General features: G+C 43.5%; 25 protein-coding genes and 1 riboswitch. Of the genes, 8 read left to right on the forward strand and 17 right to left on the reverse strand.

Going from position 1 to position 24563, the window contains the following annotated elements; genetic code table 11:
- Positions 1-363 precede the first annotated feature (363 nt).
- The 3 genes from V1L65_RS19290 to metA are packed head-to-tail and all read right to left on the reverse strand — an operon-like array spanning position 364 to position 3624.
- The gene (locus V1L65_RS19290) at positions 364-1518 is read right to left on the reverse strand and encodes a trans-sulfuration enzyme family protein (protein WP_331700866.1); all 1155 of its coding nucleotides are present in this window, start codon (positions 1516-1518) and stop codon (positions 364-366) included.
- Between the two features lie 2 nt (positions 1519-1520).
- Entirely contained in the window at positions 1521-2684 is a 1164-nt protein-coding gene (locus tag V1L65_RS19295; protein WP_331700867.1) for a PLP-dependent transferase, read from the reverse strand.
- A gap of 19 nt (positions 2685-2703) precedes the next feature.
- Positions 2704-3624, reverse strand: a complete 921-nt coding sequence (gene metA, locus V1L65_RS19300; RefSeq protein ID WP_331700868.1) for a homoserine O-acetyltransferase MetA — start codon at positions 3622-3624, stop codon at positions 2704-2706.
- A 97-nt stretch (positions 3625-3721) separates the two neighbouring features.
- Positions 3722-3827: riboswitch (SAM riboswitch) on the reverse strand.
- A gap of 449 nt (positions 3828-4276) precedes the next feature.
- Between metA and corA the strand changes: the two genes are divergently transcribed.
- From corA to V1L65_RS19320, 4 genes are all read left to right on the forward strand, one after another.
- Positions 4277-5212: a magnesium/cobalt transporter CorA gene (gene corA, locus V1L65_RS19305; protein WP_331700869.1), complete on the forward strand. Its 936-nt coding sequence runs from the start codon at positions 4277-4279 to the stop codon at positions 5210-5212.
- 113 nt (positions 5213-5325) lie between these two features.
- On the forward strand, positions 5326-6228 hold the full coding sequence (locus tag V1L65_RS19310) for a LysR family transcriptional regulator (RefSeq protein ID WP_331700916.1): 903 nt from the start codon (positions 5326-5328) through the stop codon (positions 6226-6228).
- A gap of 21 nt (positions 6229-6249) precedes the next feature.
- The gene (locus V1L65_RS19315) at positions 6250-7059 is read left to right on the forward strand and encodes a histidinol-phosphatase (RefSeq protein ID WP_331700870.1); all 810 of its coding nucleotides are present in this window, start codon (positions 6250-6252) and stop codon (positions 7057-7059) included.
- Positions 7060-7344: 285 nt separating this feature from the next.
- Entirely contained in the window at positions 7345-7653 is a 309-nt protein-coding gene (locus V1L65_RS19320) for a winged helix-turn-helix transcriptional regulator (protein ID WP_331700871.1), read from the forward strand.
- Between the two features lie 46 nt (positions 7654-7699).
- Here V1L65_RS19320 and V1L65_RS19325 read toward each other — a convergent pair whose 3' ends face one another.
- The 5 genes from V1L65_RS19325 to V1L65_RS19345 all read right to left on the reverse strand — a co-directional run bounded on the left by V1L65_RS19325 (position 7700) and on the right by V1L65_RS19345 (position 13279).
- Positions 7700-9571: an SLC13 family permease gene (locus tag V1L65_RS19325; RefSeq protein WP_331700872.1), complete on the reverse strand. Its 1872-nt coding sequence runs from the start codon at positions 9569-9571 to the stop codon at positions 7700-7702.
- Between the two features lie 243 nt (positions 9572-9814).
- Positions 9815-10579, reverse strand: a complete 765-nt coding sequence (gene sdhB, locus V1L65_RS19330) for a succinate dehydrogenase iron-sulfur subunit (RefSeq protein WP_331700873.1) — start codon at positions 10577-10579, stop codon at positions 9815-9817.
- Positions 10580-10581: 2 nt separating this feature from the next.
- Positions 10582-12363 (reverse strand): succinate dehydrogenase flavoprotein subunit, encoded by a 1782-nt coding sequence (sdhA, locus tag V1L65_RS19335; RefSeq protein ID WP_331700874.1) that lies wholly within the window; start codon positions 12361-12363, stop codon positions 10582-10584.
- A 26-nt stretch (positions 12364-12389) separates the two neighbouring features.
- Positions 12390-13061, reverse strand: a complete 672-nt coding sequence (locus V1L65_RS19340) for a succinate dehydrogenase cytochrome b558 subunit (protein ID WP_331700875.1) — start codon at positions 13059-13061, stop codon at positions 12390-12392.
- Complete coding sequence (locus tag V1L65_RS19345) at positions 13058-13279, reverse strand: hypothetical protein (RefSeq protein WP_331700876.1); 222 nt, start codon at positions 13277-13279, stop codon at positions 13058-13060. The genes V1L65_RS19340 and V1L65_RS19345 overlap by 4 nt, the downstream gene beginning before the upstream one ends.
- An 80-nt stretch (positions 13280-13359) precedes the next feature.
- Here V1L65_RS19345 and V1L65_RS19350 point away from each other — a divergent pair, with 80 nt between their 5' ends.
- On the forward strand, positions 13360-14283 hold the full coding sequence (locus V1L65_RS19350; protein ID WP_331700877.1) for a LysR family transcriptional regulator: 924 nt from the start codon (positions 13360-13362) through the stop codon (positions 14281-14283).
- A 347-nt stretch (positions 14284-14630) separates the two neighbouring features.
- Entirely contained in the window at positions 14631-16253 is a 1623-nt protein-coding gene (locus V1L65_RS19355; RefSeq protein WP_331700878.1) for a CPBP family intramembrane glutamic endopeptidase, read from the forward strand.
- Between the two features lie 159 nt (positions 16254-16412).
- Here V1L65_RS19355 and V1L65_RS19360 read toward each other — a convergent pair whose 3' ends face one another.
- The 5 genes from V1L65_RS19360 to V1L65_RS19380 all read right to left on the reverse strand — a co-directional run bounded on the left by V1L65_RS19360 (position 16413) and on the right by V1L65_RS19380 (position 20186).
- The gene (locus V1L65_RS19360) at positions 16413-16610 is read right to left on the reverse strand and encodes a hypothetical protein (protein WP_331700879.1); all 198 of its coding nucleotides are present in this window, start codon (positions 16608-16610) and stop codon (positions 16413-16415) included.
- A 63-nt stretch (positions 16611-16673) separates the two neighbouring features.
- Positions 16674-17558, reverse strand: coding sequence for an AraC family transcriptional regulator (locus tag V1L65_RS19365; protein WP_331700880.1), 885 nt, complete (start codon positions 17556-17558; stop codon positions 16674-16676).
- A 112-nt stretch (positions 17559-17670) separates the two neighbouring features.
- Positions 17671-18246, reverse strand: coding sequence for a DNA glycosylase AlkZ-like family protein (locus tag V1L65_RS19370; RefSeq protein ID WP_331700881.1), 576 nt, complete (start codon positions 18244-18246; stop codon positions 17671-17673).
- A gap of 204 nt (positions 18247-18450) precedes the next feature.
- On the reverse strand, positions 18451-19575 hold the full coding sequence (locus tag V1L65_RS19375; RefSeq protein WP_331700882.1) for an NAD(P)/FAD-dependent oxidoreductase: 1125 nt from the start codon (positions 19573-19575) through the stop codon (positions 18451-18453).
- A 20-nt stretch (positions 19576-19595) separates the two neighbouring features.
- Complete coding sequence (locus tag V1L65_RS19380; RefSeq protein WP_331700883.1) at positions 19596-20186, reverse strand: TetR/AcrR family transcriptional regulator; 591 nt, start codon at positions 20184-20186, stop codon at positions 19596-19598.
- Positions 20187-20329: 143 nt separating this feature from the next.
- Between V1L65_RS19380 and V1L65_RS19385 the strand changes: the two genes are divergently transcribed.
- Positions 20330-21022, forward strand: coding sequence for a DUF1295 domain-containing protein (locus V1L65_RS19385; protein ID WP_331700884.1), 693 nt, complete (start codon positions 20330-20332; stop codon positions 21020-21022).
- Between the two features lie 271 nt (positions 21023-21293).
- Here V1L65_RS19385 and V1L65_RS19390 read toward each other — a convergent pair whose 3' ends face one another.
- The 3 genes from V1L65_RS19390 to uvrC all read right to left on the reverse strand — a co-directional run bounded on the left by V1L65_RS19390 (position 21294) and on the right by uvrC (position 24121).
- Positions 21294-21452 carry a hypothetical protein gene (locus tag V1L65_RS19390; protein WP_331700885.1) on the reverse strand — a complete coding sequence of 53 codons (159 nt, stop codon included), beginning with the start codon at positions 21450-21452 and terminating at the stop codon, positions 21294-21296.
- Positions 21431-21862, reverse strand: a complete 432-nt coding sequence (locus V1L65_RS19395) for an SGNH/GDSL hydrolase family protein (RefSeq protein ID WP_331700886.1) — start codon at positions 21860-21862, stop codon at positions 21431-21433. The genes V1L65_RS19390 and V1L65_RS19395 overlap by 22 nt, the downstream gene beginning before the upstream one ends.
- A gap of 441 nt (positions 21863-22303) precedes the next feature.
- A complete protein-coding gene (gene uvrC, locus V1L65_RS19400; protein WP_331700887.1) occupies positions 22304-24121 on the reverse strand; it encodes an excinuclease ABC subunit UvrC in 1818 nt (605 codons plus the stop codon).
- Positions 24122-24274: 153 nt separating this feature from the next.
- On the opposite strand from uvrC, the gene V1L65_RS19405 reads away from it, so the two are divergent.
- Complete coding sequence (locus V1L65_RS19405) at positions 24275-24421, forward strand: YqzM family protein (RefSeq protein ID WP_331700888.1); 147 nt, start codon at positions 24275-24277, stop codon at positions 24419-24421.
- A gap of 16 nt (positions 24422-24437) precedes the next feature.
- Here the strand turns inward: V1L65_RS19405 and V1L65_RS19410 are convergent, their stop codons facing one another.
- A complete protein-coding gene (locus tag V1L65_RS19410; protein WP_331700889.1) occupies positions 24438-24560 on the reverse strand; it encodes a hypothetical protein in 123 nt (40 codons plus the stop codon).
- Between the last annotated feature and the right edge of the window lie 3 nt (positions 24561-24563).

Consider the following 24563-nt stretch of genomic DNA (forward strand, 5'->3'; position numbering starts at 1 on the left):
CTATTTTCGTTTTCTTCTTCCCCTCTTTCTATACAAGATAATACCCATAATAAAATATCGAATACAAAATAATACATTTTACTACAACTAACTACTTCCTTAAGAAAATTTTGTAAAACAAACACTATTTCTAATCTATAACTTTAGACTTATAAATGCAAGCATCAAAATTTAATTAGCAAAAAAAGTTAGAAAGTAGATCTAAAGTAGCATCTAAATTTGTTCGAAATACCCACCATTTACAATCAAATTTAGATAGTTCTTAATTTAGCTTATAGTAATTCAGTTAAGGTATTTAGAACAAAAAAAGAGCAAGAACAGCTCCTGCCCTTTGCTCTTTAAGTTTTGAATACCTCAAACCCATTACAGCTCCCCAAGAGCCGTATCCAAATCCGCTATAATATCTTCGATATGCTCAAGGCCTACGGAGTAGCGGACAAGGCCGTCTGTGATGCCTCTGGCATAACGTTCCTCTCTGGTCATCGCAGCATGGGACATTCTCGCCGGATAGGACAGAATGCTCTCGACAGCACCAAGGCTTACAGCTACCAGCGGAATCTTCACACGATTGAGCATTTGAATCGCACGCTCGCCGCCGTCTACCTCAAAAGAAACTACTGCGCCATAGCCTGATGACTGCGACTCATGAATTTCGCGGCCTGGATGATCCGCAAGTCCTGGATAATACACTCGGGTTACTTTTGGATGCTGCTGCAAATATTCGGCCAGCTTGCGAGCGCTCTGCTCGCTTTGAACCATGCGGGCTTGCAGTGTCTTCATGCCACGCATTAGCATCCACGATTCATGCGCATTAAGCACAGCGCCAAACCCGTTTTGCAAAAACTTGAGCTGCTTAGCCAGCTCCGCATCCTTCGTTACAGCAAGTCCTGCCAGCACATCGCTATGGCCGCCTAGAAACTTGGTAGCGCTATGCAGCACGATATCAATGCCGAGCTCCAGCGGACGCTGATACAAAGGAGTCATAAACGTATTATCTATAATAGAAATCAAATCATTTTCTTTGGCCCAAACCGCAAGTTTCTTAATATCTGTAATCTGCAAGGTCGGGTTGGATGGCGACTCCATAAATATGGCCTTTGTGTTAGGCTGCAAAGCGGCCGTTACTTTGTCGAAATCCGTCATATCGACAAATGTCACTTCAACATTGAAACGATTGATGATGGCTGTCAAAAAACGATACGTTCCGCCATACACATCATCTGTAACAATAATATGATCGCCCGCCGAGAATAACAAAAATGTTGTGGAAATAGCCGCCATGCCGGAAGCAAATGCAAAGCCGTCAGTTCCGCCTTCAAGCACGGCAATATATTGCTCAAGCGCTTCACGCGTCGGATTGCCGGAACGGCTGTAATCATATTTTTGCGATTCCTCTACACTTTTGTGGTGAAAGGTAGTCGCTGCAAAAATCGGTACGCTCGCCGCGCCTGTCTGCGAATCAATTTCTGAGCCAAAATGAATCAAGCTCGTTTCAAAATGCTTTTTATTTTGACTCATCGTTAATTCCCCTCTTCAATTTCTGCTTTGGCTGCGGCCAAGGCTTGCTCCAAATCGGCGATTAGATCGTCAATATGCTCAATCCCTACAGAAAGGCGAAGCAGTTTTTCATCGACACCTACTCGTTGTCTTACTTCAAATGGAATATCGGCATGCGTCTGTACTCTTGGATACGTAAGCAAGGACTCCACTCCGCCCAGGCTCTCAGCAAAGGCGATTAGCTCCACATGACGAAGCACGGGCTCTACATAACGCTCATCTTTTACTTTAAAAGAAAAAATGCCGGTATTTCCTGAAGATTGCTTCTGTTGAATATCATAGCCCGGATGATCCGGCAAGCCTGGATGAAACACCTTCTCGATCGCTGGATGCTCCTGCAAATAATGGGCAAGATCAAGAGCGTTGGATTGATGCCTTTCCATACGAAGCGCCAATGTCTTCATTCCGCGCATAAGCAGCCAGGAATCCTGCGGCCCAAGCACAGCGCCAATGGAATTATGAAGAAAAGCCATTTTATCCGAAAGTTCTTTGCCTTTCGTTATGATGAAGCCTGCCAGTACATCGTTATGTCCGCCCAAATATTTGGTGGCACTGTGAACGACAATATCTGCACCAAGTTCAATAGGACGCTGGAAGTAAGGCGTAAGCAAAGTATTGTCAACAATAGTCAGCAATTGATTAGCTTTGGCCCATGCACAAACCTTCTCCAGATCCGTAATCATCATCAATGGATTGGTTGGCGTTTCAATCAAAATAGCTTTTGTATTGCTTTGCAAATGCTTGCCCAGCTCATCAATATTATTCGTGTCTGCGTAGGAAACCGTAACGCCAAAGCGTGACATGACTTGATCCAGCAAACGATACGTACCGCCGTACAGATCAATAGAAACGATGAAATGATCTCCTTGGCTGAAGTAAGCAAAAACCGTTTGCAGGGCAGCCATGCCGGAGCTACAGGCAAAGCCTGCATCTCCCGCTTCCAATTCTGCAATCGCTGCTTCTAGAACAGATCTTGTCGGGCTCTTGGTACGGGAATAATCAAAGCCCGTGCTTTGGCCCAGCTTTGGGTGGCGAAATGCTGTTGCATGATAGATAGGATAACTAACCGCGCCCGTATCCGGATCATTTTGCGAACCGATTTGTGCTAGCTTGCTTTCTATTTTCATGGTTTCTTCTCCCTCAAATTTATTTCTTTTTTTGTCCCAGCTCATAGGGTGTTATTTGATACACATAGTAGTTCAGCCAGTTAGAAAATAGCAGGTTAGCATGCGCACGCCAAGTGGAACGCGGTGCATGATCCGGATTATTGCCAGGGTAATAATTACAAGGCAGCTGAATATCCATTCCCTTTGCAATATCACGATCATATTCTGCTTTAAGAGAGTTCGGATCATACTCTGAATGTCCAGTTACAAAAATTTGTTTTCCATCCTTCGTCGCTACAATATAAACGCCAGAATCTGCAGATTCCGATAATATTTCAAGATTTTCGATCTTTTCAATATCTTCACGCAGCACCTCAGTATGTCTGGATTGCGGCACGAAGAACATTTCGTCAAAGCCGCGCAGCAAATTAACATTGCTTTTTTCAACCGTATGAGGATATACGCCGAATATTTTTTGCTTCAAATCGTATTTAGGCACATTGTAGTGATGGTAAAGTCCAGCCTGTGCAGCCCAACAAATATGGAAGGTAGAAGTGACATGCTCCACGCTCCAGTTCATGATTTCCTGCAGCTCTTCCCAGTAAGTGACTTGCTCGAACGGCAAATGCTCAACAGGCGCTCCTGTAATAATCATGCCGTCAAAAAATTCATCCTTCACTTCGTCGAATGTTTTGTAAAAAGTCTCCAGATGCTCCGCAGGCGTATTTTTGGATGTATGGGTTTTAGGGTGCAAAAGTACAAACTCGACCTGCAACGGCGTATTGCCAAGCAAACGCAACAGCTGAGTTTCGGTTGTTTCTTTTGTAGGCATAATATTTAGTATCGCAATTCGCAGCGGCCGAATATCTTGATGGTAGGCCACACTTTCATCCATTACAAAAATGTTCTCTTCGTTCAATATTTCTTTTGCAGGCAAATGATCCGGAATTTTAATCGGCATTGCTATCCCTCCTAATAATTAATTATCTATGTCAAATAATTAAAAAGACCTTTCTCTCGGAGAAAGGTCGTACGCTCAACTGTATCAGCAAACGCCTCTCTCATCTCTCAGAAGCTTACGCTTCCGCAAGAATTAGCACCGTACATTACATGCCGGTTGCCGGGCTTCATAGGGCTAGTCCCTCCGCCTGCTCTTGATAAGAAAGTAGTCTATTTAATTATGATAAAACAAATCGCATTACGTATCTGGCAAGACATATAAGCTAGATAAGATTGCAACTTATTCAGCCTTATATTTTAAGATACATCCACTTTAATCTATATTGGCTCTATAGTCAAGATGTTCACTGTAGTATGACATTTTGTCTTGAATGTTAAGCTGTGGCAGGAGTATACTAAACAAGGATTACGACATTATATCATTAAAAGGAGTGACAGCCGCCATGGAAGGGGACCGACCAAAGCCCAGCAATTATTTTCAAATCTTATGCCGGTTTCATGCTAGCCGCTTGTTGTCGTTTGCTTTTCTTGACGTGTCACTCCGTATAGATACGGATATGCGAGCGTCATGAACATTAAGCAATGATCAATCATTCGGCTACGTGCATGCAGCAGCCGGCAGTCTATTTTCCCCAGCGTAAGGAGAGACTGCGATGAAAATACGTCTAGTTAAAGAAGGTGTCTTCACACCTATTGAAGAAATCGAACAAACACTTATTGCACCAGCTGATGGATTTTATTGGATTGATGCAGCGCTTGAGGATTTAACCGTTTTACAGCCTTTATTCGGCATTCATGATCTTGCCGTTGAGGATTGCTTGAACGATGAAGAGCAGCGTCCTAAATTTGAAGTTTATGACGATCATTATTTTATTGTAATGAATAGTATCCGTTTTGATGATGAAGAAATATTTTTGCGCGCGCTCAACATCTTTTTGGGAAAGCACTATATTATTACGGTAACAAGCCAAAAAATAAACGAGCTCAGACTGCTTAAGCCTAGACTGTGGGAGCAAGAGGTGCATAGTCCGGATTATTTCCTCTATCATCTATTCGATTTGGTTGTCGATAACTACTTCCTTGTCGGTGACCGAATTGACTCCAAGCTTGAAAAGCTGGAAGAGGACATTCTGATTCATCCGAAGAAAAATCATTTGATTGAGCTTATCGGTTTGCGCGGTGAAATTTTGTGGGTTAAAAAAATGCTCGGCCCGCAGCGCGAAGTGATCGGCACGATCAACAAAAGAGACTTAAAGCTGATTGATGATCAGCTGCAAAAATATTTTGGCGACGTTTATGAAAATGCGATTAAAGTTTCTGAGTCCTTTGAGACCTATCGCGATTTGACCGGAAACTTGCGAGAAGCTTATCAATCCGGACTATCCGCGCGCGCCAATGAAATTATGCGTGTCTTTACAGCAATTACGACCATTTTCATGCCGCTTACCTTTATTACTGGTATATATGGGATGAACTTTGATTTTATTCCACTCATGCATTTGAAGCAGGGCTCCTATATTTTGATCGGTATAATGGCCTTGCTCGGTCTGGTCATGTTTTATATTTTTCGCAAGAAGGAATGGCTTTAGACGGCCATTCCTTTTTTTTGATGAAATGAGCAACTTTCGCTATAATAAAGGAAGTAAATGATGACGAGGCCGTTTTTTATTGGCTGCTTGCCATGAAGGAGGTATTACTGCGCGTGAATATGAGTCAGTTAGAAACGCTCCTCACTATATCGAAAACGATGAGCTTTCGCAAAGCAGGCGAATTGCTCAATTTAACTCAGCCAGCAGTATCTGCCCAAATAAAAAGCTTGGAGGACGAATTCGGCACGATACTCATTAATCGAAGCCAGCCTGTAACGTTAACGGATCATGGCCAAGTTTTTTTAGAGCATGCTGAACAAATATTGCGTATTACGGAAGAACTGAAGCAGAAGCTTTCGGATCTAAACCATACACCGCAAGGACATATATTGCTTGGTACTACATCTTCAATAGCGATTCAGCTATTGCCGCGGGTCCTATCCTATTTTCAAAATCAATTCCCATTAATTAAAACAACGATACATACCATGCCTTCTTCACAAGTCATGGCAAGCCTCGAGAATGGCTCTGTCGATGTTGGCATAACATACTTAACAGAGCGAAATCAGCAGATTTCGGCTTCTATTCTGTACTATGACACGTTTGAGCTTGTTGTATCGCCGGATCATCCAATGGCAAACCTAACACATACGACTATTGACAAGCTAAAGGATTTGCCGATGATTATGCTTGGTCCCGATACGCTTGGCAGACGTTTTTTGGACCGGCTGCTTAACGAGTACCATGTTCAACCGAACATCGTTATGGAGCTGTCCAGCAGTGAAGAAGTAAAGCGCATGGTAGAAATTAATTTAGGCGCAGCAGTCATCTCCAAATTATCAATTTTAAATGAAATCAGGCGCGGGTCATTAAAGATGATCAAGGTTCCTGAGCTGGAAAAAACACATCCCGTCGGGGTTGTTTATAAATCAGGCAGATATTTGAATACAGCCATGCAGCAGTTTTTAAGCGATCTGAAGGGCATGCCTGAGCACCAATTTATTAGCAGTGAATAGCTGCAAGGAGGAGTACGAGCGATGAAATTTGATTTGCACACCCACCATATCCGATGCGGGCACGCCGTAGGTTCGATAGAAGATTATATTCAAGCAGCAATTGCTACCGGTCTTCAGGTTATTGGCATTTCTGACCATTCCCCTTACTTTTATCACGAAAAGGATCAGCCCTTTTCTAACATCGCGATGGCAAGAAGCGACTTTCCTAATTATGTGGCCGAGGTTTTGCAATTAAAAGACAAATATAAAGATAAAATTGAAGTATTGCTAGGTATTGAATCAGATTTTTTCCCTGATCATCTGGATGCATACAAAGCGGCTTATGCTTCTGTTCCATTTGACTATATTATCGGCTCTGTCCATCAAGTAAAAGGCGTAAGCATTTTTAATAAAAATCGCTGGAAGCATCTTTCTGATAAAGAGCTGATCGAGGAAAAAAGAGAATATTATGACTTGATTGGACAGTCGGCGCGAAGCGGCATGTTTGATATACTTGGGCATATTGATGCCATGAAAGGCTATTATCCTGCTTTTTCCGATATCCCTGCACAGGATGCCGTTGACGACGCACTTCGTACGATAGCGGAATGTGGTGTTGCAATAGAAATTAATACATCGGGAAGCACTAAGGATGCTGGCGGCTGGTATCCTTCGAACGATATTCTTGAGCGTGCTCATTATTTTGGCGTTCAAGTATCATTTGGATCTGATTCCCATACGCCTGAGAGGCTTGCCGAGGATTTTGAACAGGTGGCAGCAGTTCTTAAGCAAATTGGCTATAAGCAGTGGGTATTCTATCGCAAAAGAAAGCGGATTGTTGTACCGTTGTAATTTCACTGTTAATCCACAGTGCACTAACCGTTCTGGCACATAAAATAAAAAAAAGGGACCTGCAGAGTGCAGGTCCTAAAGCTATATATATTCAAAAGGGGGTCTATCTGTATAATAGCCTAATGATGTAATAGAGCGATAACAGAAACATTTCATTTGTGTAACAAATTATTAGTTTTCATTAAGTGCCAAACATTTCTTTTTCCAATCAATACCCTCTTTCACTTACTTACTTTTTTTGCGTACCTATGTTACAATAAATATACAATAAGCGGGGTGATTCGGTTGGATTATTCGACAATGTGCCCGAAGTATGAAGCTGCGGCTGATATTTTAGGAAAAAAATGGACAGGTAAAATTATTCGCGTCTTGCTTGGGGGACCTAAGCGATTTAAAGATATGAAGGAGCAAATTCCCGAAATGAGCGACAAGATGCTCACGGATCGCATGAAGGAATTAGAGTGCCAAGGTATCGTCAATCGCCACGTCTATCCTGAAATGCCTGTACGCATCGAATACGAGCTAACCCCTAAGGGTGAGGCTCTGCAGCCTGTAATAGAATCCATTCAAGCCTGGGGCGAGCATTGGCTCTAACCATAAATAAAAGAGGAGGCGCAAGCCTCCTCTTTTATTTATGATCTTAGAACGGGAAAAACACAGGAAGCAAAGCAACCATAGCTACACCAAGCAAAATTTGTACGGGCAAGCCAACCTTAATGAAATCCATAAAGGTATATTTCCCTGCTGTCATTACGAGGGCATTAGGCGGTGTTGAGAACGGTACTGCAAAGCAGATGCTTGCCGCTAATGAGACGGCGAACAGATATGGAATCGGGCTGACACCCATTTGCAGGGCAGCTGATAAAGCAATCGGTGCGAAAAGTACCGCACATGCCGTATTGCTAATAAATAATGTCAAAGTAGACGTTGCAAAATAGATGCCTGCCAGCAATACAAGCGGCCCCATGCTTCCTAAGCTGTTCACGAGATTAGTGGACAGCAGTTCGGCTGCCCCTGTATTTTCGATCGCAATCGACATCGGGATCATGCCCCCGATTAAGACGATGCTCTCCCAATTAATTGTTTTATAGGCTTCCTCCATGCTTCTTAAGCAGCCGGTTGCCACCATTAATACAGCCGCTATCAAGACTGAAATTACCGCAGGAAAAATATCCAGTATCATCAAAACTACCATCAAAATCATAATCGCGCCGGCCAGCGGAGCTTTATGATTAATTGGCACCGAGGCTGCCGCTTCCAAAGGCTGGCCGACAACTACGACATCCTCCTGCTCCTGGGACAAGCGGGCGATATTGCTCCAAGCCCCTTGAACGAGCAGCGCATCGCCAAAACGGATTTTTTCATCTTTAAGCTGATGCAGCACATATTCGCCTTTACGCTGAATGCCCAAAATATTAATGTTGAATCGCTCTCGAAACCCCGTCTGTTTAATCAGCTGATTAATATGTCTGGAACTGGGAGGGAACAGCACCTCTGCAATGCCTATTTCTGCTGATGCAAAATGCTCCGTTGACTGGTCAGCGACTCTCTCAATAGCCTGGTGATCCATAATTTCCAGCTGGTTTTCTTGAGCAAATCTTTCTACATTTTCAAACGTCCCATTCACATATAATATATCGTCTGCTTCAATTACCGTTTTAGGTCCTGCCACTTCCTGGCTAATCGTTTTGAAAAAAGGGTTTTTATGCGACGTTTTTCTTCTGATCTCACTCAAGCTGATGCAATAACGGTCTGTCATTTGCAGCTCTTGCAGCTGCTTGGACAAAATGGGGGAGTGCTCTGTAACCTGAACGCGATATAGATTTTGCGACAAGCTGTACTGGGCAGCTAGCTCCTTCAATGTACGGCTTTTCTCCTTCTTGCCCGCGCCGCTTTTGTTATTGGACGGCAGTACATATTTGCTAAGAAGAACGATCAGCACTGTACCAATAACAAGACATACGATTCCAATTGGAGAAAATGAGAAAAAAGAAAGCTCAGCAACTCCTGCATTCGATAGAGTTTCGCGTATAACCATATTAGGCGGTGTTCCGATCAAAGTAAGCGTTCCGCCCAGACTGCTTGCAAAAGCTAACGGCATCAGAAGCTTTCCAGGGTTTACATCAGCGCTCATCGCTAAGCTGACTACGATAGGCAGCATCACAGCAACTGTACCTGTGTTGCTGACAAATGCTCCAATAAATGAAGTCGCAAGCATAACTGTTATTAGCAGCTTTGTCTCGCTTTTGCCTGACATCTTGAGCAGTTGACCGCTAACCTTCTTAGCCAGTCCAGTATGAAAAATGCCTCCTCCAACGATAAACAAGCCGACCATCATAATAACTACGGAGTTGGCGAAACCAGACAATGCTTCTGCCGGCTTCAAAATATCAAATAATACGAGCAAAATTAGGGCACAAATCGCAACCAAATCGGAACGAATCTTACCGCTCATAAATAGTCCCGCTGCAATAACTAATATTGTAAGTGTTATGATCATATCCGTACTCATAAGCAGCCTCACCATCTTCTTAATCTTCCACCGCTGCTAGCAAGCGGGTATTAGTTGTTAGTTAGCTTAGCATACCAGCATAATCGTTCATGTGATATTTGACACAGCTCATCATTTTGACTGTCAATTCATTGCAGTTGAAAACTTATACTTTCTTATATCTTAAAAAAAGACTGCTCGATAGCAGCCAGCGTGCAGCTACTGTCGAAACAGCCTTTAATGTGCATATCCTTGGATCTTAACTTACATGCCAAGCCATTTCTTGAACAAATGCTTCGTCGTATCCTTATTTATAGCAGCGATTGAAGTTGTCAAAGGAATGCCCTTCGGACAAGAGCGTACGCAGTTCTGCGAGTTGCCGCAGCCTTCAATACCGCCGTCTGTCATCAATGCATCCAGACGTTCTTCTTTGTTCATCTCACCAGTAGGGTGAGCATTGAACAAGCGAACTTGAGAAATAGCAGCTGGACCAATGAAGCTGTTGCGATCGTTAACGTTAGGGCATGACTCTAGACAAACACCGCAAGTCATACATTTGGAAAGCTCATAAGCCCATTGACGCTTCGATTCAGCCATACGAGGTCCAGGACCAAGATCATACGTACCGTCGATTGGAATCCACGCTTTAACGCGCTTCAATGCAGTAAACATACGCTCACGGTCAATAACAAGGTCACGAACGACCGGGAATGTTTTCATCGGCTCAAGGCGGATTGGCTGCTCCAGCTTATCGATCAGCGCGCTGCACGCCTGACGCGGCTTGCCATTGATAACCATTGAACATGCGCCGCACACTTCTTCCAAACAGTTGGATTCCCAGCATACAGGAGCTGTCTTGGAACCGTCCGCTTTTTGTGGATTACGCTGAATTTCCATAAGACCGCTAATAACGTTCATATTAGGGCGGTAAGGAATTTCAAATTCTTCCGTATATGAATTGGAATCCGGCTTGTCCTGACGAGTAATGATAAACTTAACTGTTTTGTTAGCAACTGTAGTTTGAGCCATCTTTATTCTCCTTTCTTCTTATCTGTCTTCTCTTCTGTCTTCTTATCTGTTGAGTAATCACGTTTACGAGGCTTGATCAAGCTGACGTCAATATCCTCATAAGAAATTTTCGGACCTTCAGCCGTCCACGTTGCAATTGTTGACTTCATAAATTCATCATCGTTACGCTCAGGGAAATCTGGCTTGTAGTGCGCGCCACGACTTTCGTTACGCAACAACGCACCCATCGTCATAGCTTCAGCAAGCTCAAGCATATTCCATAGCTGACGCGTGAAAGCTACGCCTGAGTTATTCCACATTGCTGTATCGTTAATGTTGATGTTGTTATAGCGCTGCTTCAACTCTTTAATTTTGTGAATCGTTTGCTCAAGCTTGTCATTAAAACGAACAACTGTCATATTGTTCGTCATCCATTCGCCAAGCTCTTTGTGGATAACATAAGCGTTCTCAGTACCGTTCATTGCTCTAATGCGCTCATATTTGTCAGTTTGACGTTTAGTCTCACGATCAAATACGGAAGAAGCAATATCTTCAGCTGACTTTTTAAGGCCGCGAATATATTCAACAGCTTTAGGGCCGGCAACCATACCGCCAAAAATAGCGGATAGCAAGGAGTTGGCTCCCAGACGGTTAGCGCCATGGTATTGGTAATCGCACTCGCCTGCAGCAAACAATCCAGGAATGTTCGTCATTTGGTTATAATCTACCCACATGCCGCCCATGGAATAGTGAACCGCTGGGAATATCTTCATTGGAATTTTACGAGGGTCATCGCCCATAAACTTCTCATAAATTTCAATGATGCCGCCAAGCTTAACATCAAGCTCCTTCGGATCCTTATGAGAAAGATCAAGATAAACCATGTTTTCGCCGTTGATGCCAAGCTTCTGATCCACGCATACGCTGAAAATTTCACGAGTAGCAATATCGCGCGGAACAAGGTTTCCGTATGCCGGGTATTTTTCCTCTAGGAAATACCATGGCTTGCCGTCCTTATAAGTCCATATACGGCCGCCTTCACCGCGAGCCGATTCTGACATTAGACGAAGCTTATCGTCGCCCGGAATTGCTGTCGGGTGAATTTGAATAAACTCGCCATTCGCATAGTTAACGCCCTGTTGGTAAACAGCACTCGCAGCTGTACCCGTATTTATAACGGAGTTCGTCGTTTTACCAAAAATAATACCAGGACCGCCGGATGCAAGGATAACTGCATCACCACGAACGGTTTTGATCTCCATGGAGCGTAAATCCTGCGCAGATACACCGCGGCAAACGCCGTCATCATCAATAACCGCGCCTAGAAATTCGAAATGCTCATATTTATTAACAAGTCCTGCTGCTTCCCAGCGGCGAACCTGCTCATCCAAAGCATACAGCAGCTGCTGGCCTGTTGTAGCGCCGGCAAAAGCAGTACGGTGATATTGCGTTCCGCCAAAACGACGGAAATCAAGCAAGCCTTCAGATGTACGGCTAAACATAACGCCCATTCTGTCCATAAGGTGAATAATGCCTGGCGCCGCGTCGCACATCGCCTTTACAGGCGGCTGGTTGGCAAGAAAGTCTCCGCCATATACCGTGTCATCGAAATGCTCCCATGGCGAATCGCCTTCACCCTTCGTATTAACTGCGCCGTTAATACCGCCCTGGGCACATACGGAGTGGGAACGCTTTACCGGAACAAGGGAGAACAGATCCACATGTACGCCGGCTTCTGCTGCTTTAATAGTCGCCATTAGACCAGCAAGACCGCCGCCAACGACGATAATTTTATTTTTTGCCATTACGTATCGCTCCTTGTCTTCAAAAACTAACCAAGATTGCTTAAAGCTAATGCAGCGCTTGCCGCTTCTTTAAACTCGTCGCCTCTAAATGCAACAAGCGATAGCAAGAAAAATGCTGCTACAACTACAAATACGCCCATGCAAATATAGGAAGAGATGCGTTGTGCTTTCGGTCCTACTGTAATGCCCCAGCTAACTAAGAAAGCCCACAGACCATTAGCAAAGTGGAACACAGCAGCTAGCACACCGATTACATAAAATACAAAATAAAGCGGATTATTCGCAATGAGATTCATTGTTGAGCCTAATTCCTCATGAGTAATTTGACCCAAGTACACTTGAATACGAGTCTGGTATACATGCCAGAATACAAATACAAATGTAATAACTCCTGTTACACGCTGTGCGGTAAACGCCCAGTTGCGCCCGTATTGAAACCTTCCTAGATTTGAATTCGACTGGTAAGCGACGTACAAGCCATAAATACCATGAAACAATAAAGGAAGATAGATGCCGAAGATTTCGAGCAACGGCAATACAGGCATGCTGTTAATAAGATTAACAGCTTTGCTGAACCCTTCGGGTCCGCGTTCAAAAGCCTGATAGTTCGCAAGGCCGTGAACGACGATAAACCCGCCCAGCGGAATAATTCCGAGCAGCGAGTGCAGCTTGCGTGAGAAATACGAATTACCTTTCATTTCCTGTTTTCTCCTTTCAATTCTGTACCTACGTATTCTTTAGTTGAAGTTGAAACAACAGCATGCCAAATAGATTGATTATGCAGTTGCTTCGTGTTTCCAAGAGTTTTGTAGGTAAAACGTTCAGCCACTCTTGGAATTTGTACAAACCATGTTTCATTGTACCCCCAGCATGTACCAGCGTCAACAAAAGCGACACATTTTTGCCATACTTCCATCCTACCCCTTTTCAGCTTATAATGGAATTGCTTATTAATTATAATAAGTTATAACAAAAATGCATAAGGAGCTGCACAAGATGATCGATGAGCTGCAAATTTTCGCTGTAATTGTTGAGCAATCCAGTATGAATAAAGCTGCAGCAATACTGAATATTTCACAGCCGGCATTATCAAGACGCTTGGCCAAGCTGGAGCAGGACATAGGCGTAGAGCTCTTCAAGCGCGTCGGCAAGCGGCTGGAGCTTACAAGAGTAGGACGGCTTACTTACGAGTATGCAACTCAAATCCGCCAGCTTCATCGTCAATATCTGCAAACCGTTTCAGAGTTTATGGAGACTAGCCGTTCTACGATGACGATCGGGGCAAGCCTGACAACGCTGCAAACGACTTTGCCTGATCTTATACAAACGATTACTTTAGCTTATCCTGAGATAGAAATTAAAGCCGTTACAGGAAAAACACATGAAATCGTTTCTCTTGTCCGCGAGCACAAGGCAGATATTGGCGTGGTGGCAACGAGCATTGACGATTCGACCCTGCATTGCACACCATTATTTGACGACCATTTGCTGCTTGTCCATCCCCGCAATCAAATGACGATCAGCAAAGGCGAGCTCGGAATCGAAGATTTAAACGGCATGCCGATGATTTTATTTTCCAAAGGGACCTGGTATCGCATTTTAACCGACGAGCTGTTTGAGAAATACCACTTGGCGCCAGACGTGCGGATGGAAATCGACTCATTTGAAGCGATTCTCCGTTTAATGCATACTTGCCGGGCTGCTACCCTGCTCCCCAAATCGTATATGCGCCAGCAGCTTCTGCTTGATAACGAGCTAGCTATTGTTTCTATTAAAGAACTGGAGGAAACGAAACGAACGACATCGCTTATTCATCCAGATCCAGCTACTCTAGATCCTTCCGTTCAGCTTTGGATCAAGCAAATCGCAGCCATCTACCCCGCTGCGAATCAATCGGCTGACACATTTATCGAGTCATAAATAATTATTGCCATTTGTATGCTTACATATGACTGGCTTTCACGCAGTTTACCGTATTAATTTGAAGTAACGGGCCAGAATGCGAGCTGCATGATATTGGATCAAAGCAGGAATGATATGATAAGGTAGAGATTGACAGGAGACTGCCGATTCTTTTGGCAAAACCATTGGTAAGCAATAAGCAAGGGAAACGGAGAGCAGGATTGGGACTTGAGAAGCGGCAGCGTCCGCCTTTGTAGGCCAATTTAAACCTTTACGGGGTTTAAATCATCAGAAAATGGGCCCTTCTGCAATGAATCGGCAGTCTCGACAAGTGCATGCACAATTAGAAATGCAGAGGTGACAGTATGAACGAAATGATTAAAGCGAATGAATGGAAAAAATTCGTAATAGCTGCTATCTTATTTTGTCTTGTTTTTATATGGCTTGAGCTGATGCCGCTTTTTTCGGCAACGAGCTCCCATGAATATGGAGGCAAAACGATTGAAAAGGAAGCAGCTGAGCAGACAGCGATCCAGTTTGTAGAAAAGCAAACCGGTTATACCGTTTCTGATGCCAAGACGATTCATCAAGCAAACAAGCTTTTTATAGGCTATTTATCCAAAGAAAAGCTTACTGAATCCTATGACAAGCAATTTGATCGTTTGTTCCCAAACGACTATTTTCAAGTCAATTTCAAATTAGCTGATACTAAGGGCAGCGGACTAGTTAACATACATATGTTTAGCGGGCAAATTGTCGGCTGGGAATTTTATGTGGGCAGCACGCAGCAGACGGTCAATGAGCAGCTGCAAAAAGAAGCGATATCCGCTGAGCTTGCCAAGTATCAATTTTCACAAGACCAGATTAACAGCCTGAAGCTGCTGCCAAAAGGCGAGTGGAGCAGCCCTGCGCCTGTTTTTAAAATCGGCGAAGCAAGCATGAATATTAAAGCAATGGCGCAGCAAATTGGCGATAAAATCGTTGTAACGAAATATTCTTCTCAATTCACTCCGCCGCCGGATTATAAAAACTATGTTGCAAAGCAGGATTCACTTGCTGGCTTACTGACCGGCTTTGGCTATCTCGGCATGAGTATCGTGCTGTTTATTCTGGCTATTATTTATGCCGTTCTTTATCGTCATTACACTTCCTTTAAATATGGTTCTATTTTGACTTTCATATTTTTGATTGTCTACATTGTAATGAACGTCAATATGCTTGATGCCGTCATGGCTTCGCAGGGAGCTGGCATCCCGACGAATGGCATTAAAATATTTACCCTCGTAATTACACTGGTGCTCAGCCTGGCGATGGCAGCTTCGGTCTATATATCGATAGTGGCAGGCGATGGCTTATGGAAGGCGCAGGGACGCAATCTATGGCCTCGGCTGGGCCAGGCAGGCTATGGACAGTATGTATGGCGCAGCATGGGCCTATCCTACTTATTCGCCATTATAATGCTGGGCCTGCAGCCAATCATCTTTCTATTGCTTGAAAAAGTAATCGGCACTTGGAGCACAACGGATGTCAGCATGTCACCTTATAATATGAGCGCGCTATGGCTAATGCCTGTTCTAGCCTGGGCAGCTGCTATTTCAGAGGAAGCGGTGTTCCGATTTTTTGGAATCGGCATTTTCCGCAGATGGTTTAAAAACTCTTTCTTGGCAGCACTGCTGCCTACCTTGTTTTGGGCGCTCGGTCATGTCACCTATCCGTTCTATCCTGCAACGACAAGACTGTTCGAGCTAATGATTATTGGCTTGCTGTTCAGCTTTATTTTCGTAAGGTACGGCTTTATAACGGCTATGTTCACCCATGCTATATTCAACACTGTAGCAGTAAGCAGCTCGTTATTTATGACAGGCACTGCCGACAATATTGTATCTGCCGTCTTCTTCTTAGTGCTCCCTGTTATTATTGCCTATGTGCTTAAAATATGGGATCGAAAAAAGGCAGCAGCAGCGCCTATACCGAACAACTATACTTGATAGCGGAATTTCCGGTTAATTTTGAGCAGCATTTGGAAAAGTATAGATCGGCTGTATTCGGCGGACTGGTTCAAGTTCGCCGGATAATTCCGCGCCATATGTTAATGCAAGAAAGTCATCAGCTATCACTGATAAGTTTCTCGCATTAACACATGTATACTAAAACCGTCCAGCATCCGTAACTTTGTATCCGTTTCTAGCAGGTTTCTTTGTAGTCAAATAACCGGCTGATAACAGTAGGACAATAAGAAATAAAAACAAATGCTTAATTGAAACCAAATGTCCGACAAAATTTCCCGTGAGCCATTTAAAAAGTAAACCTGCAAAAATATTAAATCCTGTTACAACAAGTGCCATAACGCTACCTCCGAACACTGCTTTCATATAGTGATTCAGCATCATTATCTCCCCGTTCAAACGTTATTCTTCAAATGATAAATTAGATGGTTCGTCAAGTATTTTAAAATCAAACTCCAAATTGGTTGTAGGAACACTCGTATCAACTTCTTCAAATTGGAAGCTGTCTACCCACACTTTTCCAGATCCCATTAACAAAACTCCAATAGAAATGGTTGCGCTTTTCTCCGGAATATCCAAAACAATCGCATAATGATTCCAATTTGTATTACCGATAATTTTTCGATTATTCATATTATCAAACTGAAGAACATCGGAATAACTATTATCTACACGCATCCAAAGACCGCAAAACGCCGTAACATCGCTTGTCCTCACAAAACCTGAGAATTTCATCCTGCGTCCTACAAATTTTTCTGCGTTGAATTGCTGCATTAACGTTGCAAATGAATCCGCATCTTGCGGGCATATAGCTCTCAAAAAACCAGAAGATTTACCGAGATGAACAATATCTCGATCTATACCTATTTCATACTCATGAGGGTGACTTCCACTCAAAAACCAATCCTTTATAGGTGAACTTGTATGCATAGCATTCTCTCCTTTTATGATTTCATTATGTAAACGAAATATGCTGCGGTATCGCCCCGGCGGCATCCCATATATTTTTTTGAATGCTCGCGTAAATGCTTCCTGACTTTCAAAGTGACAGTCCAAGGATATATTAAGAATAGATTCCTCAGTATGCAAAAGTAATCGAGAGGCTTGGCACAATCGGCGGTTTCGCAAATAATCTCCAATATTCATGCCGACAGTACTACGAAACAAACGATGGAAATGAAAGGCGGAAAATCCAACGTGAGCGGCTATCTCCTCCAACGTCATTTTATAAGTAAGACGATTCTCCATGTATTGAATAGCCCTTTGAACAGAATCTTTATCATGCATCCTACACCCTCCTTTATTGACAGAATAACAAATTCATAAGTTGTTTATTTGATTATTTTTGCTAAAATCAAACTGCAAGATATTAAAAATAGCCCACGCTAATTAGCGTGGACTATTTTAATAAAAGCATAGACTCTGTCGAAATCGTCTCGCATCCGTTGAATAATGCGAAGTTTTGGAAACAATTGTTTAAAGCTGTTCGCAATTGCTTTGTTGACTTTATGCCGTTTTCGTACCAGATATTTTTAACAACAAGCGTCCCGGCTTTACGCTCCGCGATAACCTCAGCACGTCCTATTAGGCTTTCTCCGTATAATAAAGGCAACACATAATAGCCGAATTTCCGTTTGTTTGTAGGCGTATAAATCTCCCAGGTGTAATCAAAGCCAAATAATTCGTTGATCAATTTTCTGTCCCATATGAAATTATCCAGTGGGGCAATCAACTCGCAGCGCAAATTCGTCACCGGATTTTGCAAGACGGCTTCAATAAGCGGCAAATCCTCCGTGCGGCAGTAAAGCATGTCCTTCATTTGGTCCACAGCAACAGCAACAATGCGTGCTTCATGAAGCAGTTGGCGGAAAACCTCATTGCGCTGTTCCGCTTTCAATCCCCCTATGTTCAGCCAGGCATCGGATGCACGATTCCATAAAAGGCCAACAGCGCCGATTCGACGCAGCACAAACATCGATAGGATCGTATTGAATGCAGCTGGCCTGCCGCACAAAATCCAATGCTCCCTGCTTTCCGGTAAATTTATATTCGCCCAGCAGCCCGTGCTTCAATAACAGAAATTGCCGTGCCTGGCGGTTCGTCAATTGAATCATATACGCATCGGCTCCTTAAAAACAAACATATGTTACTAAGCTAAAAAATGATACCTCTCAGTCGATCACTCAGTTATGGCATGCTCTACTGCATAATCTTCAAGCCGAATATCTACCTGTTGATTCATGGCTAGCTTGGCTAGCTGCTCGCCAAGAAATGGTCCCATTGTTAATCCTGATGACCCTAGCCCATTAGCAACGATTAGTTTGTTCCATCCTTGAACTCTTCCCAGTACGGGAAGAAAATCTGCAGTAAATGGACGGAACCCTACTCTTATCTCATTGAGGCTACAATCCGCAAGACCAGAAGCCGTTTGGAGGCCTTTATTTAATATTTCTTGCAAGCCGCCTGCTGTTACAGAAATATCATATCCTTCTACGTCATTTTCATGAGTAGCACCTATCACGATACGCCCGTCAGCAAATGCAAGCAAATATTGATCTGAAGGCGGGATTACAACAGGCCATTGCTCTGTGCTGACTTTGCCTGCAAGTTGCAAATGCATAATTTGAGCCTTTTGATAATGCACCTGGATCATGATTCCCAGCGGGTGAAGCAAAGCATTGGACCAGGCGCCAGCGCATACAATCACCTCATCAGCTGTGAATGTTTGATGTGCTACTCTAACACTCGTAATTTCAAAATTATTTTGCTCTAGAATAGCATCTCCCACAATCATCTGCGCACCGTTACGCTGTGCTGCTCTTAGTAAAGCATTTCTCAATTCACGCCCATCCACTCTAGCAGCACCTGACACATGAAGAGCTTGATATCCCTCTGACAACAATGGAAACTTTTGCTTCGCTTCAAGATCACTCAGTATCGTAAGTTCACCTATTTCAGGGGCATCCTCTCTGCGAAGCTCCGCTCTTTCTTTCATCGCAACTAATTTTTTCAGATCATTATGAATGCATATCGCGCCTACTTTTGCATATCCCGTTTTGTCTTCTCCAGCCTCCTCTAGCTCCTGAATAAGAGAAGGATAAAAACTTGCTCCTGCTTTAGCAAGACGATACCATGCTTTGTTTCTGCGTTGTGATAACCATGGACAAATTATCCCGGCTGCCGCATCAGTTGCTTGTCCTGCATCTTTACGATCTATAATTATGACTTTAGCACCTAGCTTGCTTAACTGATAAGCCGCTGAAGCCCCTAAAATCCCGGCACCAATTACAATAACATTTTTCACATCCGAATTCCTTTCTGACCTTATTTCAGCATATCGCCCATAAGACCTTTGAAGAAAAATTGAATAAAGCGTTCTTCGGAAATGACAGCATGATCAGAACGGTCAGTCTCTTGGAATTGGTTCATCGCTTTCTGGTACATATTGAAATAAAAAAGCAATTCCTCTTCCCTCAAGCCCTCTGCCATATACTGCTCTTCCATCCCACGCTGAATAAGCTTCAGCAAAAACGGAATGAACTTCATCTCCAGAAAACGATCGACTCTCTCCTTCATTGCTTCAATATCAGCAGATTGCTTCATGTAGTCATTCATGATCTTAAAAAATTTCATTTCCTCCGTCATTACCGTATACATGAGCTTGGGGTAAGGCAGTTGGCCTTCTAATAAATGCTCATATCTCTTCAACTGCTCCTCCATCATTTCGCCGATAGCTTCAAATAACAGCTCATCCTTGCTCCCGAAATAATTGTAAATGGATACTTGAGATACGCTTGCTTCCTTGGCTATCTCTTTAATCGTTGCTGTATGAAACCTGTCATAGTTCAGCTTCTCTTTTGTTATGGCTAATATAAGCTGTTTCTTCTGTTCCGTTCGTCTCTCAAATCCGTTCAATTGCGGTCACCCCCCACTATCCAACTTTAATTTTAAAAGATCGTGATGTCAAATTTCAAAACTATATAGCGAATCGTATAAAGTTGAGCTATAATAAGTTTTGAAATATCATATGTTCAAATTTCAAAACTAGGAGGCGCAACATGAAAACACTGTACAATCAAAACACGGGGTATTGGTATCCTCGTCTTACGTTATTCACGTTAGAGACGATTATTTTGGCCATTGCTGGCTGGCTGCTTTTTTTTGATGGAGCGGAGGTTTTAAATGCTGTATTTCATTGGAACTTAACGAATGGTGATCCCGGACGGAATTTGCTTCTATTCATCCTGATATTAATCGTTTTTGTTCGGATGAAATTTACGATGTTTTTTCTTTTAAAAAGACCTATGCCATGGGCGGAGGCTTTTAGTGTTCCGACGGCTTTTTCATTGTATTATATCGTTATTCCTCTTCTCAGCTTGTTCCATAACAAGCCGTTGAACGGATGGGACATTGTATTTGTCATCATCTTCGTCATAGGTTCATTCTTTAATTCGCATGCCGAATGGCTTCGTCATCTATGGAAACAAAATCCGGAGCATAAAGGAAAACTGTATACAGGCGGCTACTTCCGCTATTCGATCCATATTAACTATTTCGGCGATATGCTATGGGTGCTTGCGATGGCGCTAGTCGCATGGAACGCTTGGGCATTGCTCGTGCCTCTATGGTTGTTCTGTTTCTTCGCGTTCTATAATATTCCGATGCTGGATAAGCATCTTGCTGAAAAGTATGGCGATGATTTCGAACGTTACCGTAAAAAAACAAAAACATTTATTCCTTATATCTATTAACTGTAAATAAAATAAACGGCTCCGCCTTCCTTCGCTTAGGCGAAGACGGCGCGTTTATCCAAAAATATAGGAGATAAAAAGTAACAAAATCATATACTTACCTATATTTCAAGGATAAACGGCTTCGCCGTCCTTCGGAAAGGCGCGTTTAAAAAAATAAAACGCCTAACGGCGTCCTTAACTAGATATTTTTATATACAAAAAAGATCCCCACAGCCCGAACACTTTCTTCTAAGTGTCCAGGCTATGGGCTCTAGTGCAAACCATATGATCATCTCCAAACGGCAGCAATCGCCAGAGCGTATAGACGCGATAAAAAATCATTCGGATGGTTAATATGATTGCCTGTCAAATCGGAATATTTTTTGCGTTCGAGCAGTTGTGTATGGAGTCTGGTCATATTGACGATTACGCAGCCCTGCTTCTCCATTTGCTGCATAACAGCTGCATATTCAGCTTGTTTCCCGCTAAAAAAAGTTTGCGGATTCGCCAGCATTGGAGCAACCAGAATAAACTCTGCTTGTGGATTAGCTTTCTTAATGGTGTCCATAAAGAAATATTCGCCGCAAACTCTTCAGCAGACCTGCCCGAGGTTCCATCATTCATGCCAAATGCGATAGTAGTTAAATCAGGAACTGTATCAGCAACTTGATTAGCATGCTCAACACCCCAATCCGACTGCATGCCGCCTTTGGATAAGTTGACATAATCAACGTTAATCCCATATTGTTCGCCCATTTGCCAAGACAAAAGCTCCGCCCAAGACGGCATATATGGCGATGCATCTACCTTGCCGCTTGCGTTGGCGCCTTGGGCGATGCTATCACCATAAACGGCCAACCTCACAGGCGCCCCTTCATAGAAGAGCAAGATTGGGAATGGAGAAGCGGCAGCGTCCGCCTTTGTAGGCCAATTTTATCCTTTTCAGGGGTTATTGCTTATTGCCCTATCCACAATGAATCGACACCCTTCTAAGCTTCGTTACAGTTAAAATTAGGCTATTTTCGTTGAAATAGAGCTTGTCAGCTTTGTTAGAAAAAGTATGCAAAGAAGAATGGACAAGGCGATCTGGGAAGCTAAATGCATTTTATGCATCTAGATCCCCTTTTTTTACCGTTATAAAGATTCTAAATGTATTTCATGCATCTAGTTTCATTGAAAAACCATCTATATTGCGAAATGCGCAAAACTAAATGTAGTTTTTCCCTTTAGAATCACAAAAATGCCAAATTTCTCAAAACTAAGCGCAGGAAATGCAGTTAGCTAGAAAACGTACAAGAGTTACGGTTGTTCAGGTGCCGGCTCTTCATTCAGCGCTGCCAATATGCGGCTGGCCAGTTCCTCGCCAATTGATACTGCTTTGAAATCCTCCACAGAAGCTTCCTTCATCTTCTTCATCGAGCCAAAATGCTTCAGCAGCGCATTTCTCCGCTTCTCTCCGATACCCGGAATACTGTCGAGCTTCGACTCGATCATCGATTTGGCGCGCTGCGCACGGTGGAACGTAATCGCAAAGCGATGGACTTCATCCTGAATGCGCTGCAGCAAATAGAACTCCTGGCTGTCGCGCGGCAGTGGCACAATCTCCGCTGGATCGCCAGTCATAAGCTGGGCTGTCTTATGCTTCTCATCTTTCACTAGCCCGCATACCGGTATAAATAACCCCAGCTCATTTTCGAGCACATCGATCGCAGCAGATATTTGCCCCTTCCCTCCATCGACTACAATCAAGTCTGGACGCTGCAAATTCTCCTTCAACACACGCTCGTATCTGCGCCTGACGACTTCCCGCATCGTCTCATAGTCATCCGGGCCTTGCACCGTTTTCACTTTAAACTTGCGGTATTCCTTGCGATCCGGCTTGCCGTCCGTAAATACGACCATGGCCGAAACTGGATTCGTTCCTTGAATATTGGAGTTGTCAAATGCTTCGATCCGCGATGCCGACTCGATTCCAAGCCACTCGGCAAGCGAATCAGAAGCTTTCACGCTGCGCTCCTCATCGCGCTCGATCAAACGGAATTTCTCGTCGAGCATCAGCTTGGCATTTTGCTGGGCCATCGATACGACCTCGCTTTTACGCCCGCGCTGCGGCATATGCACCTTCACCTTGAGCCAGCTTTGCAGCGCTGCGACAACCTCATCCTCCTGTTCTTCTTCAGGAGGGAGCGGCAATAAAATTTGCTTCGGTACTGCCGGGTTTTCGCTATAATATTGCGTTACGAAAGTAATGAAATCATCATATTCCTGCCCATAATAGGGAAATGTAGTACCATGACGCTCAATCAGTTTGCCTGAGCGCATATATAAAATTTGTACGCACATCCAGCCCTTGTCCACCGCATAACCGAAAATATCGCGATCAAGCGCATCGGACATCGTAATCTTTTGCTTTTGCATAATAGCGTCGATCGCCAGCATCTGGTCTCGAAATTCCTTGGCCTGCTCGAACTCCAGCTGCTCTGCCGCAGCCTCCATCTTACGCTGCAGCTCCTGCTTTACGACTTCCTGGCCGCCGTTGAGAAAACGTGTAATCTCTTGAATCATCGTATCGTATGATGCTTGCTCCACCTGAAATTCACATGGCGCTAGGCATTGGCCGATATGATAATATAAGCAAACCTTATCGGGTATCGTCTTGCATTTGCGCAGCGGATAAAGCCGGTCAAGCAGCTTTTTCGTCTGCTGCGCCGCATAAGCATTCGGATAAGGGCCAAAATATTTGCCCTTGTCCTTCAGCACTCTGCGTGTAACCTCAAGGCGCGGATGCTCTTCATTCGTTATTTTGATATAGGGAAAGGACTTGTCATCCTTCAACAATACATTGTAACGTGGCTGATGCTGCTTAATTAAATTGCACTCCAAAATTAAAGCTTCTATATTGCTTCCTGTTACAATGAACTCAAAATCGCGTATTTCAGATACAAGCTTTTGCGTTTTCGTATTATGGCTGCCAGTAAAGTAGGAGCGCACTCTGTTTTTGAGTACCTTTGCCTTGCCTACATATATAATGGTGCCTTCACTGTTTTTCATCAAGTAACAGCCAGGCTGGTCTGGTAAAATGGCAAGCTTATTTTGTATATGTCCATTATTAATCATTTTGTTCCGCCTCCGGCATTTACGATCCTATTATTAGTTTAACATACACAATTCGCAATTTGTCTTACATTTGTCACCTGCACCCGCTTTACAATCATTCTGATATTTGGGTATACTAATGTAAGCAATCGCTCTAGCAAGGAGGTCTTCATTATGGAAAACGTTAGAGATCCGCGCGAGCATTTTAACGAAGAACCACGTCATGACTTTTTGGATGTTGTGTTTGGCTTCGGCGGAATGCTTGCCTTTATGACGATTGTATTTGCAGCAGCAGTTATTGTGAAATTTATTATTTCCTAATTGCCTGCATCAATTGTTACTGGACAATTGTCTTCTCAAGAGGAAAGAGGCTGTTGCTTTCGATCTGATCGATGCGAGCAGCCTCTTTCTTTATTCCTTCTTCCTTGAACAGACGCGCATTCGTTACCTCATGATTCATTGC

The organism is Paenibacillus sp. IITD108 (genome assembly GCF_036541265.1).
Taxonomy (GTDB): Bacteria; Bacillota; Bacilli; order Paenibacillales; family Paenibacillaceae; genus Pristimantibacillus.